General features: G+C 63.3%; 15 protein-coding genes. 5 read left to right on the top strand and 10 right to left on the bottom strand.

Features of this window, described 5'->3' with window-relative positions:
* Nucleotides 1-1,128, top strand: coding sequence for a CaiB/BaiF CoA transferase family protein (locus tag AC72UB_RS10570; RefSeq protein WP_505189743.1), 1,128 nt, complete (start codon nt 1-3; stop codon nt 1,126-1,128).
* Between the two features lie 6 nt (nt 1,129-1,134).
* Here AC72UB_RS10570 and AC72UB_RS10565 read toward each other — a convergent pair whose 3' ends face one another.
* From AC72UB_RS10565 to AC72UB_RS10535, 7 genes are all read right to left on the bottom strand, one after another.
* Complete coding sequence (locus AC72UB_RS10565) at nt 1,135-2,466, bottom strand: lyase family protein (protein WP_505189742.1); 1,332 nt, start codon at nt 2,464-2,466, stop codon at nt 1,135-1,137.
* Between the two features lie 9 nt (nt 2,467-2,475).
* On the bottom strand, nt 2,476-3,324 hold the full coding sequence (locus AC72UB_RS10560) for a 3-oxoadipate:acetyl-CoA acetyltransferase (RefSeq protein ID WP_505189741.1): 849 nt from the start codon (nt 3,322-3,324) through the stop codon (nt 2,476-2,478).
* 56 nt (nt 3,325-3,380) lie between these two features.
* Entirely contained in the window at nt 3,381-3,557 is a 177-nt protein-coding gene (locus AC72UB_RS10555; protein WP_505189740.1) for a hypothetical protein, read from the bottom strand.
* Nucleotides 3,558-3,985: 428 nt separating this feature from the next.
* Complete coding sequence (locus AC72UB_RS10550) at nt 3,986-4,924, bottom strand: 5-oxoprolinase subunit C family protein (RefSeq protein WP_505189739.1); 939 nt, start codon at nt 4,922-4,924, stop codon at nt 3,986-3,988.
* On the bottom strand, nt 4,921-5,568 hold the full coding sequence (locus tag AC72UB_RS10545; RefSeq protein ID WP_505189738.1) for a 5-oxoprolinase subunit B family protein: 648 nt from the start codon (nt 5,566-5,568) through the stop codon (nt 4,921-4,923). The genes AC72UB_RS10550 and AC72UB_RS10545 overlap by 4 nt, the downstream gene beginning before the upstream one ends.
* Nucleotides 5,565-6,317 (bottom strand): LamB/YcsF family protein, encoded by a 753-nt coding sequence (locus tag AC72UB_RS10540; protein WP_505189737.1) that lies wholly within the window; start codon nt 6,315-6,317, stop codon nt 5,565-5,567. The genes AC72UB_RS10545 and AC72UB_RS10540 overlap by 4 nt, the downstream gene beginning before the upstream one ends.
* Before the next feature lie 53 nt (nt 6,318-6,370).
* On the bottom strand, nt 6,371-8,092 hold the full coding sequence (locus AC72UB_RS10535) for a SulP family inorganic anion transporter (RefSeq protein WP_505189736.1): 1,722 nt from the start codon (nt 8,090-8,092) through the stop codon (nt 6,371-6,373).
* A gap of 165 nt (nt 8,093-8,257) precedes the next feature.
* Here AC72UB_RS10535 and AC72UB_RS10530 point away from each other — a divergent pair, with 165 nt between their 5' ends.
* The 3 genes from AC72UB_RS10530 to pcaF all read left to right on the top strand — a co-directional run bounded on the left by AC72UB_RS10530 (nt 8,258) and on the right by pcaF (nt 11,292).
* Nucleotides 8,258-9,601 carry an NAD(P)/FAD-dependent oxidoreductase gene (locus AC72UB_RS10530; protein WP_505189735.1) on the top strand — a complete coding sequence of 448 codons (1,344 nt, stop codon included), beginning with the start codon at nt 8,258-8,260 and terminating at the stop codon, nt 9,599-9,601.
* An 11-nt stretch (nt 9,602-9,612) separates the two neighbouring features.
* On the top strand, nt 9,613-9,963 hold the full coding sequence (locus AC72UB_RS10525; protein ID WP_505189734.1) for a DUF5368 domain-containing protein: 351 nt from the start codon (nt 9,613-9,615) through the stop codon (nt 9,961-9,963).
* A gap of 123 nt (nt 9,964-10,086) precedes the next feature.
* On the top strand, nt 10,087-11,292 hold the full coding sequence (pcaF, locus tag AC72UB_RS10520; protein WP_505189733.1) for a 3-oxoadipyl-CoA thiolase: 1,206 nt from the start codon (nt 10,087-10,089) through the stop codon (nt 11,290-11,292).
* A gap of 75 nt (nt 11,293-11,367) precedes the next feature.
* Here the strand turns inward: pcaF and AC72UB_RS10515 are convergent, their stop codons facing one another.
* Together AC72UB_RS10515 and ribA are read right to left on the bottom strand one after the other, a co-directional pair.
* Nucleotides 11,368-11,868: a L,D-transpeptidase family protein gene (locus AC72UB_RS10515; protein ID WP_505189732.1), complete on the bottom strand. Its 501-nt coding sequence runs from the start codon at nt 11,866-11,868 to the stop codon at nt 11,368-11,370.
* Nucleotides 11,865-12,950: a GTP cyclohydrolase II gene (gene ribA, locus AC72UB_RS10510; protein ID WP_505189731.1), complete on the bottom strand. Its 1,086-nt coding sequence runs from the start codon at nt 12,948-12,950 to the stop codon at nt 11,865-11,867. The genes AC72UB_RS10515 and ribA overlap by 4 nt, the downstream gene beginning before the upstream one ends.
* A gap of 154 nt (nt 12,951-13,104) precedes the next feature.
* Here ribA and AC72UB_RS10505 point away from each other — a divergent pair, with 154 nt between their 5' ends.
* Complete coding sequence (locus AC72UB_RS10505) at nt 13,105-13,791, top strand: response regulator transcription factor (RefSeq protein ID WP_463288819.1); 687 nt, start codon at nt 13,105-13,107, stop codon at nt 13,789-13,791.
* Between the two features lie 179 nt (nt 13,792-13,970).
* On the opposite strand, the gene AC72UB_RS10500 is transcribed toward AC72UB_RS10505, so the two are convergent.
* On the bottom strand, nt 13,971-15,191 hold the full coding sequence (locus tag AC72UB_RS10500; protein WP_505189730.1) for an MFS transporter: 1,221 nt from the start codon (nt 15,189-15,191) through the stop codon (nt 13,971-13,973).
* Nucleotides 15,192-15,388: the final 197 nt, after the last annotated feature.

Here is a 15,388-nt window from a genome sequence, read left to right as displayed (position 1 = left end):
ATGACCGCTCCACTTTCCGGCATCAAGGTTGTCGAACTCGCGCGGATTCTGGCCGGCCCTTGGGCGGGCCAGACCCTTGCCGATCTTGGCGCAGATGTGATCAAGGTCGAGGCCCCCGAGGGCGATGACACCCGCCGCTGGGGGCCTCCCTTCATCGACCGCGAAGGCGAGAAAACCGCCGCCTACTTTCACGCCACCAACCGGGGCAAACGCGGCATCACCTGCGATTTCCGCACGCCCGAGGGGCAAGAGACGGTGCGCCGTCTGGTGGCTGACGCCGATGTGGTGATTGAAAATTTCAAGGTTGGAGGGCTTGAGAAATACGGGCTGGATTATGCCAGCCTGTCGAAAGTGAACCCGCGTCTGGTCTATTGCTCGATCACCGGGTTTGGCCAAACCGGCCCCTATGCCCACCGCGCGGGCTATGACTTCATCATCCAAGGCATGGCCGGGCTGATGAGCGTCACGGGCGACCCCGAGGGTCAGCCGCAAAAGGTGGGCGTCGCGGTGACCGATATCTTCACTGGGGTCTATTCCGCCACCGCCATTCTGGCCGCCCTCGTGCAGCGCGGGGTCACCGGGCGCGGTCAGCATATCGACATGGCGCTTTTGGATGTGGCGACCTCGATCATGGCCAATCAGTCGATGAATTACCTTGTCTCGGGCAAGGTGCCCGGCCTGATGGGCAATGCCCACCCCAATCTTGCGCCCTATGCGGTGTTTGATTGCGCCGATGGCTGGATCATTCTCGCCACTGGAAATGACGCGCAATATCAACGCCTTTGCGCCATTCTAGGGCTGGATGGCATGGCCCGTGCGCCCCAGTTCCTGACCAACGCCGACCGGATCGCCAACCGTGAAGAGATGACCGCCCGTATCACGCAGGCGACGCTGGGCTGGTCAAAGGCCGATCTGTTGCAGGCTTGTGAAGATCAAGGCGTGCCTGCTGGGCCGATCAATGATCTGGCCGAGGTGTTTGATGACCCACAGGTGCAGGCGCGCGGCATGAAGATTGCGCCCGGCGGTCTGCCAGGTATTCGCAGCCCGATGACCTTTTCAGACGCTGATCTGGCGCTGGATCGCCCGGCGCCCAAGCTGGGTGAGCATCAGGATGAGGTGCTGGGCTGATCCGGCTCAACCTCGTGTGATTGCCGCGACGGCGGCAAAGGCCCGCGCCTCGGCGGGGGCCTGACCCAAGCCGCCTTGAGTCAGAACCGCTTGCCAATCGGTGCCGGGAAAATCCCGTGCCGCCAGATCGGCCAAGGCCGTGCCGGTAGCCTCCACTTCGCGGCACATCCGTTTGGCTGCCGCCTGCGCCTCTGGGCGCGGCATGCGGGTGGCCAAAGCAAAGCTCAGCGCTTCGGCATGGATCAGCCCGCCGCCCGCCGTCAGGTTGCGGCTCATGGCCGCCTGATCCGGAGTGATCCGGCCCGCCAGATCCTGCGCCAGCCCCAAGGCCCGGCTGGTCAGGATGCAGGCTTGGGGCAGGCTCAGCCATTCAGCAAACCACGCCGCCCCATCGCGCTGTTGGCGGTGCAGGCCCGCGTCTTGCAGAACGCTGGCCAAGGCAACCACCTGCCGCGCCAGCGCGACCAAAACCGAGGGCCCGACCGGGTTTTGCTTTTGCGGCATGGTCGATGAGGCGCCCGCCCCTGCAATCTGGACCTCTCCGATGCCGGACTGCGTCAAAAGGATCAGATCCTCGCCCAGCTTGCCCAAAACCGCCGTGGTCGAGGCCATCCACCCCGCAAGGGCTGTGATGCCGGTGCGGTCGCTGTGCCAACTGTGGCCGGGATCATCCAGCCCCAGTGCCTTTGCCAGCCCGGCGCGTACCGCTGGCCCGGCCTCGCCCATGGCCGAAAGCGTGCCCGCCGCCCCCGACAGCGACACGCGCAGCAACGCGGGGCGCAAGGCCGCGAGCGCCGCGCGCTGCGCGTGCAAGGGCCAGCCCCAGCCCGCCACCACCGCGCCAAAGCTGGTGGGCGTGGCCACCTGTCCATAGGTCCGCGCCGCCATGGGCAGATCGGCATGTGCCGCTGCCAGGGCCCCGAGCGCGGCCAAAAGACCGTCCAACCGGCCCTCCCAAAGCTCAATCAGACGCTTCAGCCGCAGGGCCAATGCGCTATCCATGATGTCTTGGCTCGTGGCACCCCAGTGGGCAAAGGCTGCATGATCTGGCGCATTGCAGGCGGTGCGAAAGGCCGCCACCAGCGCCGGAACCGGCACGCCATTCACGGCCGTTTCACTTGCCAGCGCCGAAGGGTCGATCTGCACCTCAAAGGACGCGCGGTGCAGGAAGGCCGCGCTTTCTGCAGGGATCACACCCAACTCGCCCTGCACCTTGGCCAGCGCCCCTTCGACCAAAAGCATCGCCCTAACCTCGGCGCTGTCGGAAAACAGCCGCGCGGCCTCGTCATCGCCGAAAAGGCGGGCATACAGCGGGCTGTCGGCGGGGGATGCGGGCATGGGCGGTCCTTACTGCGGGGCGGCGAGCCCCAGTATCTGCCGCGCCTGACGCCAATTCGCAACCGGTCGTTCGTATTTGGCGCAAAGGTCCACCACGCGCCGGACGAGCGCCGCGTTCGAAGGGGCAAGCGTGTCACGGTTGATCCGCACATTGTCCTCCAAACCCGTCCGCGCATGCCCGCCCGAGGATACCGACCAGTCATTCAGCACGATCTGGTTCGCTCCAATGCCCGCCGCACACCACGGCGCATCTTTTCCGAACAACCGTTCAACAGTGCGGATATAGTAGTCGAACACATCCCGATCCGCCGGCATGGCGTTCTTCACGCCCATCACGAACTGCACATAGGGCGTGCCAGCAAGCTGGCCCTTTGCCTGCATCTCATGCGCTTTCAGGATATGGGACAGATCAAACGCCTCCACCTCGGGCTTGACGCCATATTTCAGCATCTCAGCGGCCAACCAATCGACCAGATCGGGCGGGTTCTCATAGATCCGCGTTGGGAAGTTGTTCGATCCCACTGACAGGCTGGCCATATCTGGCCGCAGCGGTAGCATCCCGCCCCGCGCCTGGCCCGTACCCGACCGTCCACCTGTCGACAGTTGCACGATCATGCCGGGGCAATGGGCCTCAATCCCCTCTTTCAACCGCGCAAAGCGTTCGGGGTCTGAGGTCGGCTTGCCCTCATCATCGCGCACATGGCAATGGGCGACGGTGGCGCCTGCCTCAAAGGCCTCATGGGTCGACTCCAGCTGTTCAGCCACCGAGATCGGCACAGCTGGATTGTCCTCTTTGGTTGGCACGGAGCCGGTGATCGCCACGCAGATGATGCAGGGTTTGCCTTTCACGTCGGTCATTCTCAGATATCCATGAACACGGTTTCGCCCTCGCCCTGCAGGCGAATGTTGAAACGTTAATAGCCGCGGGAAACTTTGCGCGCCAACAGCGTTTCTCGGCGCTGAACCTGATCGATCAGACCGCCGAACAACAGGCTTAAAAGGGTGACGGGGCCGCCTACCACCTTGATCAGCGCCGCGGCATCCTTGGCCAGATCGGTAAGCTCAGGGTCGCGATTGCCAAACGAGGTCATTTGCAGAGCATTTCAAGCAAACATATCGGACTAAAACTCCGCCTCATCCGCGCCTTTCTGGATATCGCGGCGGCTAACGGTGGGGGTTCTGCCCGCGCCGGCCTCCCCGCTTTTCTCGTGCGATGGCGCGCTTGCCCAAAGCCCGCTGATCCTGCCGCCCGAAGGGGCGATCATTCGAAATGCAGTGGATGATTGCCTTGTCAGCCTTGGCCTTGCAGGCCTGTGCCCGGCCTTTGAAACCGTCGCGCTGCCTTTGGCGCCCGGCCTGATCTTGGAGCCTCATGCGCTGTGGTTCATTTCACGCGGGGTGGTGGCCACAGACCTTGAGCGGGGCGATCTTGTCTTGGTGCCGACTGATGCGCAGTACCTCTCCGGCGCGGTTGGCCAGACGCGCTGTCAGGCTGGCCCGGATCACCCAGCGCCCATCGCTAGCTACGCTGCCCCAGCGCCTCCAGCCAGCGCGTGCGCATCCCGCCGATCATTCGGGCATGGCTCAGCGCTTCATCGGCTGCCAGCAGCCGAAACCGAAACGCATCGCCGGGGCGCAACTGGGCAAAGCGGTCAAGATCGGCGTCCAAGACGGTGGCGAGTTTCGGATATCCCCCCGTGGTTTGATGATCGGCCAAAAGCACAGTCGCCACCCCATCGCCCGCCACTTGCACGGACCCCCGCGCCACTGGCTCTGACGGCATGTCCAAAGGCGCATCCGGCGGCAGCAAAGGCCCGGTCAGCCGCACGCCCATCCGGTCATAGGCCCCGCTCAACCGCCAGATCGCGCCTTCAAAGGCCGCAATCTGATCAGGTGCAAAGAACCGGTCTTGCGGGCCAAGCATCGCTGCAATCTGGGTCAAAGGTCGGGCAAAGGCCGGGCAGGGTAGCGCCTGCGTTGCCACAAAACGTGGCGCCTCAACCGAAAGCTCGTCCCCGGTAACCACTCGGCCACCGCCAAAGCCCGATTGCGAATGCGTGGCCGCAGACCCCAGCCACGGTTTTGTCACCAGCCCTCCGGCGAAGGCGAGGTAACACCACGCTCCCCAAGGCCCGCGCCGGATCACCAGCCGCTCGCCGGGCTGCAGGGTGGTCACTTGCCACGACCCGCCTTTGTGCCCGCCATGTTCGACAATGAACCCGCCCCCGGCGACTGCAAAGCTGACTGGGCCGTCGACACAGTCCAATTGCAGCCCGCCCAAGGATACCTCGATCGCCGCCGCCTCTGGCGCATTGCCAACCGCCAGATTGGCCGCCGCCAGCGCCAGTCGGTCCATCGCACCCGAGCGCGGCACGCCAAACCGCGCCAGTCCGGGCCGTCCACCGTCTTGCACCGTCACATGCGGTCCGGCAAAGGCCACGGTCAGCAGCGCCGTCATGGTGCCACCCGCCGGAACGCAACCCGGTCGCCCACGTCAAACAGGAAGGGCCGCGCGCCTTGGGGGTCAAGGATCACCGTTGGCGAATGGCCGATGATCCACCATCCGGTGGGCATCGTCAGCGTGGTCACAATGCACTGACCGGCGGCAATAATGACCGACCCCGCCGCCACCCCGCGCACCGCAGCCTCTTTGCGCGGCAGGGCAATGGCTTTGGGCACGCCCGACAAATAGGCATAGCCCGGCGCAAAACCATAAAGCGCCACTTGATAGTCGCCGCCCAGATGCGCTGCAATCACCGCTTCGGGCGACAGGCCACAGCGCCGCGCCACCTCGTCCAAATCGGGGCCATCGTAAACCACATCCACCACCCGCCGCGTGCCCTGCACGCCTTCGGTTGGGGTGGCCTTGATCAAGGCCCGCAGCGCGGCCTCCACCGCCCTGTGATCCGTCACCATCGGGTCAAACCGCACCAACAGGTTGACATAGGCCGGGACCGCCTCGGCAAAGCCTGCAAACGGATTAGCCGCCAAGGCGCGGTCCAAGGCCAGAACGGCAGCATGGGTGGCGTCATCAATCCGCGTGCCAAACTCGACCAATAGCCCGTGTTCGGCGACCGCGCGAAAGATCGGAAATCCGCTCACCGCAGAAAGGGGGCCAGAACCACCCCGGCCGCCTGCAACCGCGCGCGGATTTCGCGCGCCATGGCCACGGAATCGGGGCTGTCGCCATGTACGCAGATCGATTGCGCGGCCAAGGGAATAGGATCGCCCCCCACCACCGGCATCAACCCGGTGTCGAGAAACCCGATCAACCGCTCTGCCGCTGCCTTGGCCCCATTCACCATGGCATCGGGCCGCGAGCGCGGCACCAAGCGACCGTTTGGCAGATAGGCCCGGTCGGCGAAAATCTCGGAATAGGTCGGCAGGCCTGCCGCGCGCCCTGCTGCTTCCAACTCGGTGCCGGAAATTGCCAAGATCGCCAGCCCCCCCGGAAGCGCCTTGACTGCAGAGGCAATCGCATCGGCCACTTCGCGCCGGTCAGCGGCCAGATTGGCCAAAGCGCCATGCGCCTTGACGTAGGCTACCTTTGCCCCTGCCAAAGCCGCCACCCCTTGCAGCGCCCCGACCTGTGCCGCAACCATGCGCGCGATCTCGACCGGCTCCATTGGAATGACCCGGCGGCCAAAGCCCAAATGGTCGGCATAGCCGGGATGCGCGCCGATCACGACGCCGCGCTCTGCCGCCATGCGCAACGTGGCAAACATGGTGTCAGGGTCGCTTGCATGCCCGCCGCAGGCGATATTGGCCGAGGTGACAACCCCCAGCATCGCCGCATCATCGCCCATGGACCAAGGGCCAAAGCCCTCACCCAGATCGGAATTCAGGTCCATCTGCGCCCCCTCTTTGGGCCCAGATTGCCCGGCCTGCGCCGCGGCGTCCAGCCCTAGGCGTGGCCGGTCAGACTGGCAAAGGCTTCGTGCTGGCTTAGAAACACGCGGCCTGTCAGGTGGTCGAGAAAGCTGGAGCGTTGGAGGCGGTCCATCACAGGACCCTTCACCTCGGACAGATGCAGCGCGATGCCCCTGTCTTTTAGGTGCATCATCAAGGCCTCCAGCGTTTCCAGCGCGGTCATGTCGATCTCATTCACCGCCGAACACATCAAGATCACATGGCGCAGGTTTTGATCCTCGGCGGTGCGCTCAAGGATCAGATCTTCCAGATAGCGGGTGTTGGCGAAGTAAAGGCTTTCGTCGATCCGCAGGCTGAGAACCGATGGGTCGGTGATGACCTCATAGCGCAGGATATTGCGGAAATGCTGGGTACCGGCGACTAACCCCACCTCGGCCACATGTGGGCGCGAGGTGCGCCACAGGTGCAGCGCGATCGACAGGATTACGCCCGTCGAAATTCCGGCCTCGACCCCCAGGGCAAGGGTGACCAGAATGGTCCCCGCCACCGCCGCAAAATCGGCGCGCGAATAACCCCAGGTTTTCTTGAGGATCGACAGATCGACCAGCCCCAGCACCGCCACGATGATGGTGGCCGCCAGCGTCGCCTTGGGCAGGAAATAGAGAAGTGGCGTCAGCGCCAGCGCCGCGACGGCCAGACCAAGAGCGGTGTAGATCCCCGCCGCTGGGGTGGCGGCACCTGCATCGGCGTTGACGACGGACCGAGCAAAGCCGCCCGTCACCGGAAAGCCGCCGCTAAATCCGGCAGCCAGATTCGCCGCGCCAAGCCCGATCAACTCCTGATCCGGCCGGATGCGCTGGCGTTTGCGCGCCGCCAAAGTCTGCGCGACCGAAACGGATTCTACGAAGCCAACGATCGATATCAGAAAGGCCGGCATCGCAAGTTCGCGGATCAGCGCCAGATCGAAGCTGGGGCTGGTGAAGGGTGGCAGGGCTGCAGGCACTGTGCCCACCACCGCCACATCCAACCCAAATCCCCAAACCGCGAGGGTTGAGGCGGCAACTGCCACAACCGGCCCTGCTTTGGTCAGCACATCAGCCAGTACCGGTCCCACCCCCAGCGACCGCAAGGCGGGCTTCATACGCCGCCGGACCCAAGAGAGAAAGGCCAAACCCAATGCGCCAATGACCAGCGTCTGCCAGTTGAACGCCGCCTTGCCCGCCCAAAAGCTTTCGACTAGCTCCGGCAGCGAAGCCCCGGTCATCTTGACGCCGATCAGTGGTCCGATCTGCCCCATGGCGATCAGCACCGCTGATGCGGTGATGAAGCCGGCGATCACTGGATGCGACAGGAAATTGGCGATGAAGCCCATCCGCAACAGGCCCATCCCGAACAGCATTGCGCCCGACAATGCGGCCAAGGTCAGCGCTGCCGTGCCATAATCCGCCGTCCCGCTTTCGGCCACCGATCCCAGCGCGGCCGCAGTCATCAATGACACCACCGCCACCGGACCCACTGCGAGCACCCGGCTAGAGCCAAAGATCGCGTAGGCGATGATTGGCAGGATCGAGGCATAAAGCCCCGCCTCGGGGGGCATCCCGGCCAGCACGGCATAGGCCAGAGATTGGGGAATCAGCATGATCGTGACGATCACTGCCGCAAGCCCATCTTGCGCGGCATCTTGGCGGGAATAGGTCTTTGACCACGACAGAATAGGGAAAATTCGGGTCAGAGTGGTGGAAACGGGTCGTCTCACCTTGGCGTCCTTTTCGTGTCACGTCAGCAGGTTGTGCCGAGCTTTGGGCCCATCGCCACGCGAAAGGGCACAATAGATGCAGATTTTAGAATATTTATTGATCCAGATCAATGACGGCCACACTGACATCTGTGAGGGACGTCCGATGTGACGGAGGAGACTGAGATGATGGAACGTGGATTCATCCCAACGCGGCGTGGATTTCTTGGGCTGGCGGTTGCCGGTGCAGGGCTTGCTGCCTTTGGATCGCCTGCCAAGGCTGCCAAGGTGGCGACGAAGGCAAAGATCGTAGTGATTGGGGCCGGTGCTGCCGGAACGGCGCTGGTGAATCGGTTGGTTGAGCGGCTGGATGGGGCCGAGATCACCATCATCGACGCTCGCAAAGAGCATCTTTATCAGCCGGGGCTCAGCCTTGTGGCGGCCGGGTTGAAGCCTGCGAATTACACCGTCAGTCAGACGACTGACTGGCTGCCAAAGGGTGTCACGCTCTTGGCCGAAAAGGCGGCGGCCATTGATCCTTTGGCCAAGACGGTGGCGACCGAGGGCGGCACCAAGCTCGCCTATGATTTCCTAATCGTTGCGCCCGGCCTTGTGCTGGACTATGACGCCATTCCTGGTTTCTCGCTCGACATGGTGGGCGCCAACGGAATTGGCGCGCTGTATTCCGGGCCAGAATATGCCGCGAAAACTTGGGAAGCGGCGCAGAAGTTTACCGAGGAAGGGGGCATCGCGCTGATGACCCGCCCGGCGACGGAAATGAAATGCGCGGGCGCACCGCTCAAGCACGCGTTCCTTGTCGAGGATATCGCCAGCCGGGGCAGTGCCGCGGGCAAATATGAGATCCACTACACCGCGCCGCAGGGCGCGCTGTTTGGCGTGCCGATCGTGGCCGAAAAGGTGCGGATGCTGTTTGGTCAGCGCGGCATCAAGACCCACATGAGCCACAAGATGCTGTCGATGGAGCCGGGCAAGAAGGTTGCGACCTTTGAAAAGACCGAGATCGACGCCACCACCAAGGCCGAGGTCAAGACCACGGTCGACATGCCCTATGACTACCTGCATGTCATCCCGCCGCAGCGCGCGCCCGAGGTGATCCGCCAGTCGGGCTTGTCATGGGCCGACAAATGGGCCGATCAGGGCTGGGTGGAATGCGACCAGAAAACCCTGCGCCACCTGCGCTATCCCGAGATTTTCGCGCTGGGCGATGTGGCCGGTGTGCCCAAGGGCAAGACCGCGGCCTCGGTCAAATGGCAGGTTCCGGTGGTCGAAGATCACCTGATCGCGGCCATCGAGGGGAAAGAGAGCACCGCCACCTATGACGGTTACACCTCGTGCCCTCTGATCACGCGCGTGGGCCGCGCGATGCTGGTCGAGTTTGACTATAACAACAATCTGGTTCCCAGCTTCCCCGGCGTGATTGCGCCCTTGGAAGAGCTGTGGATCAGCTGGCTGATGAAAGAGGTGGCGTTGAAGGCCACCTATAACGCCATGCTGCGCGGCAAGGCATAAGGGGGCACGCTATGAAAGAACTGACACTTTCCACCCTGATCGCGGTTTTCGAAGAGATGTTCGGCCGGGGTCTGTTCTGGGCACTGGTTTTGGCAGCTTTGGTCATCACCGCGCTTTATGTCTTCGTTCTGGTCCGCGACCGGTCTTTGTCGATGCGCAAGTTCCTCTGGGCGCAGCTGTCGATGCCAATTGGGGCGATTGCTGCGGTCTTGTTCGTGCAAGGCATCACCTCGTCAGGGTTCAAAGATATTGGCGGGCCAATTGATGTGATTGTGCTGCTGGGTGTGGCCGTGCTGGGCGCTGTGGGGCTGGCCATTTTGGTCTATACCGCGCAATCGCTCAGCCGTCGTAAGGCCGACTAAGCGCTGAAAAGCCGTTTGAATGGGCCGGGGGTTTCCCGGCCCTTTTCATTTGGTCGGCGTCAAACCCGGCCTTGCAATTGCTTCAAGTTCGAAGGACTTTAGCGGGAACATCAGGAGGCCAGAATGCCCGACGCGTTCATCTGCGATTACATCCGCACCCCGATTGGCCGCTATGCCGGCGCTTTGGCCCAAGTGCGCACCGATGACTTGGCCGCGATCCCTTTGGCTGCCCTTTTGGCGCGCAATCCGGGGCTGAGCCCTGCCGCCGTGGAAGAGGTCTGGATGGGCTGCGCCAATCAAGCGGGTGAGGACAATCGCAACGTTGCACGCATGGCCTTGCTTTTGGCCGGTCTGCCGGAAACTGTTCCGGGGGCCACGGTCAACCGGCTTTGTGGCTCGGGGATGGAGGCGGTGTCGGCGGCCGCGCGGGCGATCAAGGCGGGTGAGATTGGTTTGGCGATTGCAGGCGGCGTGGAATCCATGACCCGCGCGCCGATGGTGATGCCAAAGGCGACCACCGCCTTTGCCCGGACAGCGGAAATTGCCGACAGCACCATTGGCTGGCGCTTTGTGAACCCCAAAATGAAGGCGGCTTATGGCATCGACTCGATGCCTGAGACCGCCGAGAATTTGGCAGATGACTATGGGATCAGCCGCGCCGATCAGGACGCCTTTGCGCTGCGCTCACAGCGGCGCGCGGGGGCGGCGCAGGAGAACGGGCGGCTTGGGGCCGAGATCGTGCCGGTGACGGTGGATCTGGGGCGCGGCAAGACGGTGGAGGTTCGCGAGGACGAGCATCCCCGAGGGGATACGAAGGCCGAAGATCTTGCCAAGCTGCGCCCGATCACCCGGGCGGATGGCACTGTGACGGCGGGCAATGCCAGCGGCGTGAACGATGGGGCGGCGGCGATGATCATCGCCAGCGCCGAGGCGGCAAAAGCCTATGGGTTGAAGCCCATTGCGCGGATTTTGGGTGCAGCGACTGCCGGGGTCGCGCCGCGCATTATGGGCTATGGTCCGGTGCCCGCGGTGCAAAAGCTGTTGGCGCAGCATGGGCTGACGGTGGCCGACCTTTCGGTGATTGAGTTGAACGAGGCCTTTGCCGCACAGGGCTTGGCCGTCCTGCGGGGGCTGCAGATTGCCGATGATGATCCGCGCGTGAACCCCAATGGCGGTGCGATTGCGCTGGGCCATCCCTTGGGCATGACCGGCGCGCGCATCACCGGCACGGTGGCACTGGAACTGGCACGGACCGGGGGTCGCTATGGGCTGGCGACGATGTGCGTCGGGGTGGGGCAGGGTGCTGCGGTGCTGATCGAACGGGTTTGAACCGGATCGCTCGTCGAGCACTTTGAGCACTCCTCGCAGATCGTCCCGACGCGTGCATGAAATGCTCGAGGAGGTTCAGCGCACCACAAGCCGTGTTTGATAGGTAATCCGCTTGGCGATCCACAAAAGATCCTGCGGATCAAGGGCCACGCAGCCCGCGGTCGGATAACCGGGCCTGCGCCAGCGGTGCAGGAAGATCGCCGATCCGCGTCCCGGCTCGGCATGGGGCCAGTTCCAGTCGCTCAGGATTACCAGATCATACAAGGGATCCGCGCGGCGCAGTTTTTCGTGGCTGAAGCCATGCGGGGCGCGGACCATCAGGTTGTAATCGTCATCCGTTGGATCATCGGACCACAGGTCCATCGGCCCGATGGGCAGCGCCCAGTCGGTTGGCTTTGCCATGCGATCGGGGCGGTAAAGCATCCCGACGATGCGGTGCACCCCGGCCGGAGTTGCGCCGTCGCCTTCCCGCTTGTGCCGGGCCGAAACGATGCCACCGCGCCCGATGGTGCACGGGAAGGTCCGGTTCAGAAACCGCACGCCCATGGGGGTCACGACCAGATCTTGCGGCTTCACAGCAAGTGCCCCGATTTCGCGGCCTTGGTGGCCAGATAGGCGGCGTTCTCGCGGGTTTCGCCCACCTTCAAGGGCACGCGCTCCACCACGTCCAGCCCGCAGGCTGACAGCATGGCCAGTTTCTTCGGATTGTTGGTCAGAAGCCGGACCTTTGAGAATCCCATCCGTTTCAGGATGTCCGCCCCGATGCGAAAATCACGCTCGTCATCCTCAAAGCCCAGCCGATGATTGGCCTCGACCGTGTCAAAGCCCTGATCCTGCAAGGAATAAGCCCGCATCTTGTTGGCAAGGCCGATGCCACGACCTTCTTGGTTCAGATACAGCAGGACACCCGCTCCCTCGGTCCCCATCTGTGCCAAGGCCGCCCGCAACTGGGGCCCGCAGTCGCATTTTAGGCTGCCGAGCACATCGCCGGTGAAACAGGCGGAATGCAGCCGCGCCAAGACGGGTGCATCACGGTCAGGGCGGCCGATTTCAATTGCGTAATGTTCGGCCCCACCATCATCGGGGCGAAAGATATGAACGCGGCCTGCGGCGCTGGCCACCATCGGCAAGCGGGCCGAGATTACGGGTGCCACGGGAGCAAGGCGGTCTAGGTCAGCGGCGTCCACCTCTGCCAGAAGGGTCAGCGCATGGGCAGCGGCAAAGGCCATGCCATCGGCCACGGGCACCAGCACGGCGGCGGGCAAAAGCTGCGCCGATTTGGCCAAGGACAGTGCGAGCCGGTGCAGGGCGGCATCGCCCTCACGCCGACTGTGAAGCGGGCCTTTCATCGGCACGCGCAGATCATCAGCCGGATCGGCCACCGCCAAAAGCCAACGCGTGCCTGCATCCTCGGGCACCGCGATGCGGGCCAGATCGCCGTCATAGGCCCGCGCCTTCAGTGTTTCAGCCCGCCGCGCTGTCAGTGCAAGGTCCATGGGGCCCAAGCTGCGCAGATCGGCCAGCCGATCTGCCGTCAGCGCCTCGACCGCGACGGCCAGCGCGGCCTGACCCCCGCCCACCAACACAACCGGCAACCCCAGCCGCAAATCACTGCGGGCGCGGGCAAGGGTTTCGGTCTGGGTTGGGCGCAAACTCATGCCCTCTACATAGGCCGCAGATTTCGGAATTGAAACATACTGCGGCCCCACGACACGACCGCGTGAGGCAAATGTTGCAATTCTTGCCGAATGTGTGCGGCATGGGCATGTGTTGCCAAAGACGGGCAGACAGCCTGATGTGATGGAGGCGAAGATGGCGACGTTGCGCAAGATCCTGCTGGTGGACGACGACGATGACCTGCGCGAGGCCTTGTCGGAACAGCTGGTGATGACCGAAGATTTCGATGTGTTCGAGGCCCGAAACGGGGCCGAGGGCATGGAGAAGGTCAAACAGGGCCAATATGACCTTGTGATCTTGGATGTTGGCCTGCCCGACACCGATGGGCGCGAGCTGTGCAAGCGCATGCGTAAGGCAGCCGTGAAATGCCCGATCATGATGCTGACCGGCCATGACACCGACAGCGACACCATTCTGGGTCTTGATTCAGGTGCCAATGACTATGTCACCAAGCCGTTCAAGTTTCCGGTCCTGTTGGCGCGCATCCGGGCGCAGCTGCGCACGCATGAACAATCGGAAGACGCGGTGTTCCAGCTTGGGCCCTATACGTTCAAGCCCGCGCAGAAGATGCTGATCGATGTTAAGGACAAGAAGGTGCGGTTGACCGACAAGGAAACCAACATCCTGAAATACCTGTACCGCGCGCAGTCCAGCGTTGTGGCGCGTGATGTGCTGCTGCATGAGGTCTGGGGGTATAATGCGGGGGTTACCACCCATACGCTGGAAACCCACATCTATCGTCTGCGCCAGAAGATCGAGGCCGATCCCTCGAACGCGCGCCTCTTGGTCACCGAAAGCGGTGGCTACAAGCTGGTGGCGTGATCGTGAAAAAACTGGCGGTTTGGGACTTAATGTTGCCCAATTCGATGCCTATCTTGAAATTGTGCGGGTGACCTCCTCCCTCTTGTGAGCTCGCATCTTTCCCCTTGTCGTGTCGGGGTCATGGCACGACATCCCTCCCTGTTGGAACTGGCCGGGCCTTTGGGCCCGGTTTTTTTGTGCTAAAGCCGCAGGCGGAAGACCGCGTAAAGGGCAAGGGCGGCGGTGACCGCTGAGGCGACTGCATAGGGGAGCAGGAGACCGCTTGCCGGATCATCGGCGGTTTGGGCCCAAGACACCAGCGCGCCAAAGGCAAAGGCCCCAAGGGCTGCAGGTCCGGTGCCGATGAAGCGATAAGCGCTGTTCACCCGGCCCAAAAGCGGTGCTGGAATGTGCCGCTGGCGATAACTGACCACGGTAATGTCCCACAACATGCTGCAAAAAGCGTCCGCCAGCATGAAGGCGGCAATCACCCACAGAGGCGCTTGCAGGGCCAGCGCGGCGGAACTGGCAGAAAACATAGCAATGCTGATAAGTAGCGAGGCCGTGGGTCCAATCCGCACCGCGACCATGGGGCCGAGGACCGATCCGACCAACCCGCCCACGGCCACCAGCGTCAGGAACAGACCATAGCCAAAGACATCAAGGCCCAGCACGTCTTGGGCATAAAGGACGAAGATGGCGAAAAAGCCATAGCCCACAAAGTTGAAGCCGCCCGCGACCAGCGCAAGGCGGCGCAGCTTGGGGTTTGACCAGAGCCAGCCAAGGCCCTCGCGGATGGCAAGAAGGGCGGGTTGATGGCCGCGGTCATGCCTCCGCGACACAAGGCGCATCGCACCGATCAGGCCTAGGGCGGCCAGCAGCAAAAGGGTCTGCGCGCCAAAGGGCAAGGCGATGGACAGCCCGATCAGGAAGCCTGCCAAGGGTGGGCCAAGAAGCTGCCCGGCCAGCCGCTCGGTCGCCCAGAGGGCACCGTTGGCACGTTCCAGCTGGGTCTTGTCGACCACATCGGGCAGAAAGGTTTGCGCGGTGTTGTCGCGCAAGACCTCTGCCGCGCCCAGAAGAAAGGCCAGAGCAGCCAGCCCCAGAACTGGGCCGGTGCCGGGGCTGGCGGTCAGTGCCAATGTCATAAGCGCGACCGATAGCACCAGCCGCGCTGCATCGGCCCCAAGGATCAGGCGGTGGTGATCGTGGCGGTCGGTCAGCACACCTGCGGGCAGCGCAAAAAGTGCCCAAGGCAGATGCCGCGCCGCCGCCACCAGACCTATGAGCAAAGGATCTTCCGTCAGCAATGTGGCCAGCCACGGCACGGCAACCGCGATCAACCCGTCACCCAGATTGGTGGCCAAGGCCGACGCAAACAACAGCCGGAAGTTTCTGTTCACCCAAAGACGCGCGCTCATTCTCCAATCTTCCGGGCGTGGCTTCGCATCGTCAACCAGATGCAGCCTCGGATTGTGACGCAAAAACCATGATTTCAGGACATTTGATTTACATCAATTCGCAGAGGCGGGATTCCGTGGTATACAATGCTCACCTCCCTGTTGGACTTCGCCCGGCCCCGTTTGGCCGGGCTTTCTTTTTTCCGGCTGGGGCGGCA

Origin of the sequence: Allotabrizicola aquatica (SeqCode), from assembly GCF_965194375.1 — a bacterium.
GTDB lineage: Bacteria > Pseudomonadota > Alphaproteobacteria > Rhodobacterales > Rhodobacteraceae > Tabrizicola_A > Tabrizicola_A aquatica.
The sequence above is the reverse complement of the archived record's forward strand: the minus strand, read 5'-3'. Positions and strand labels throughout refer to the sequence as shown.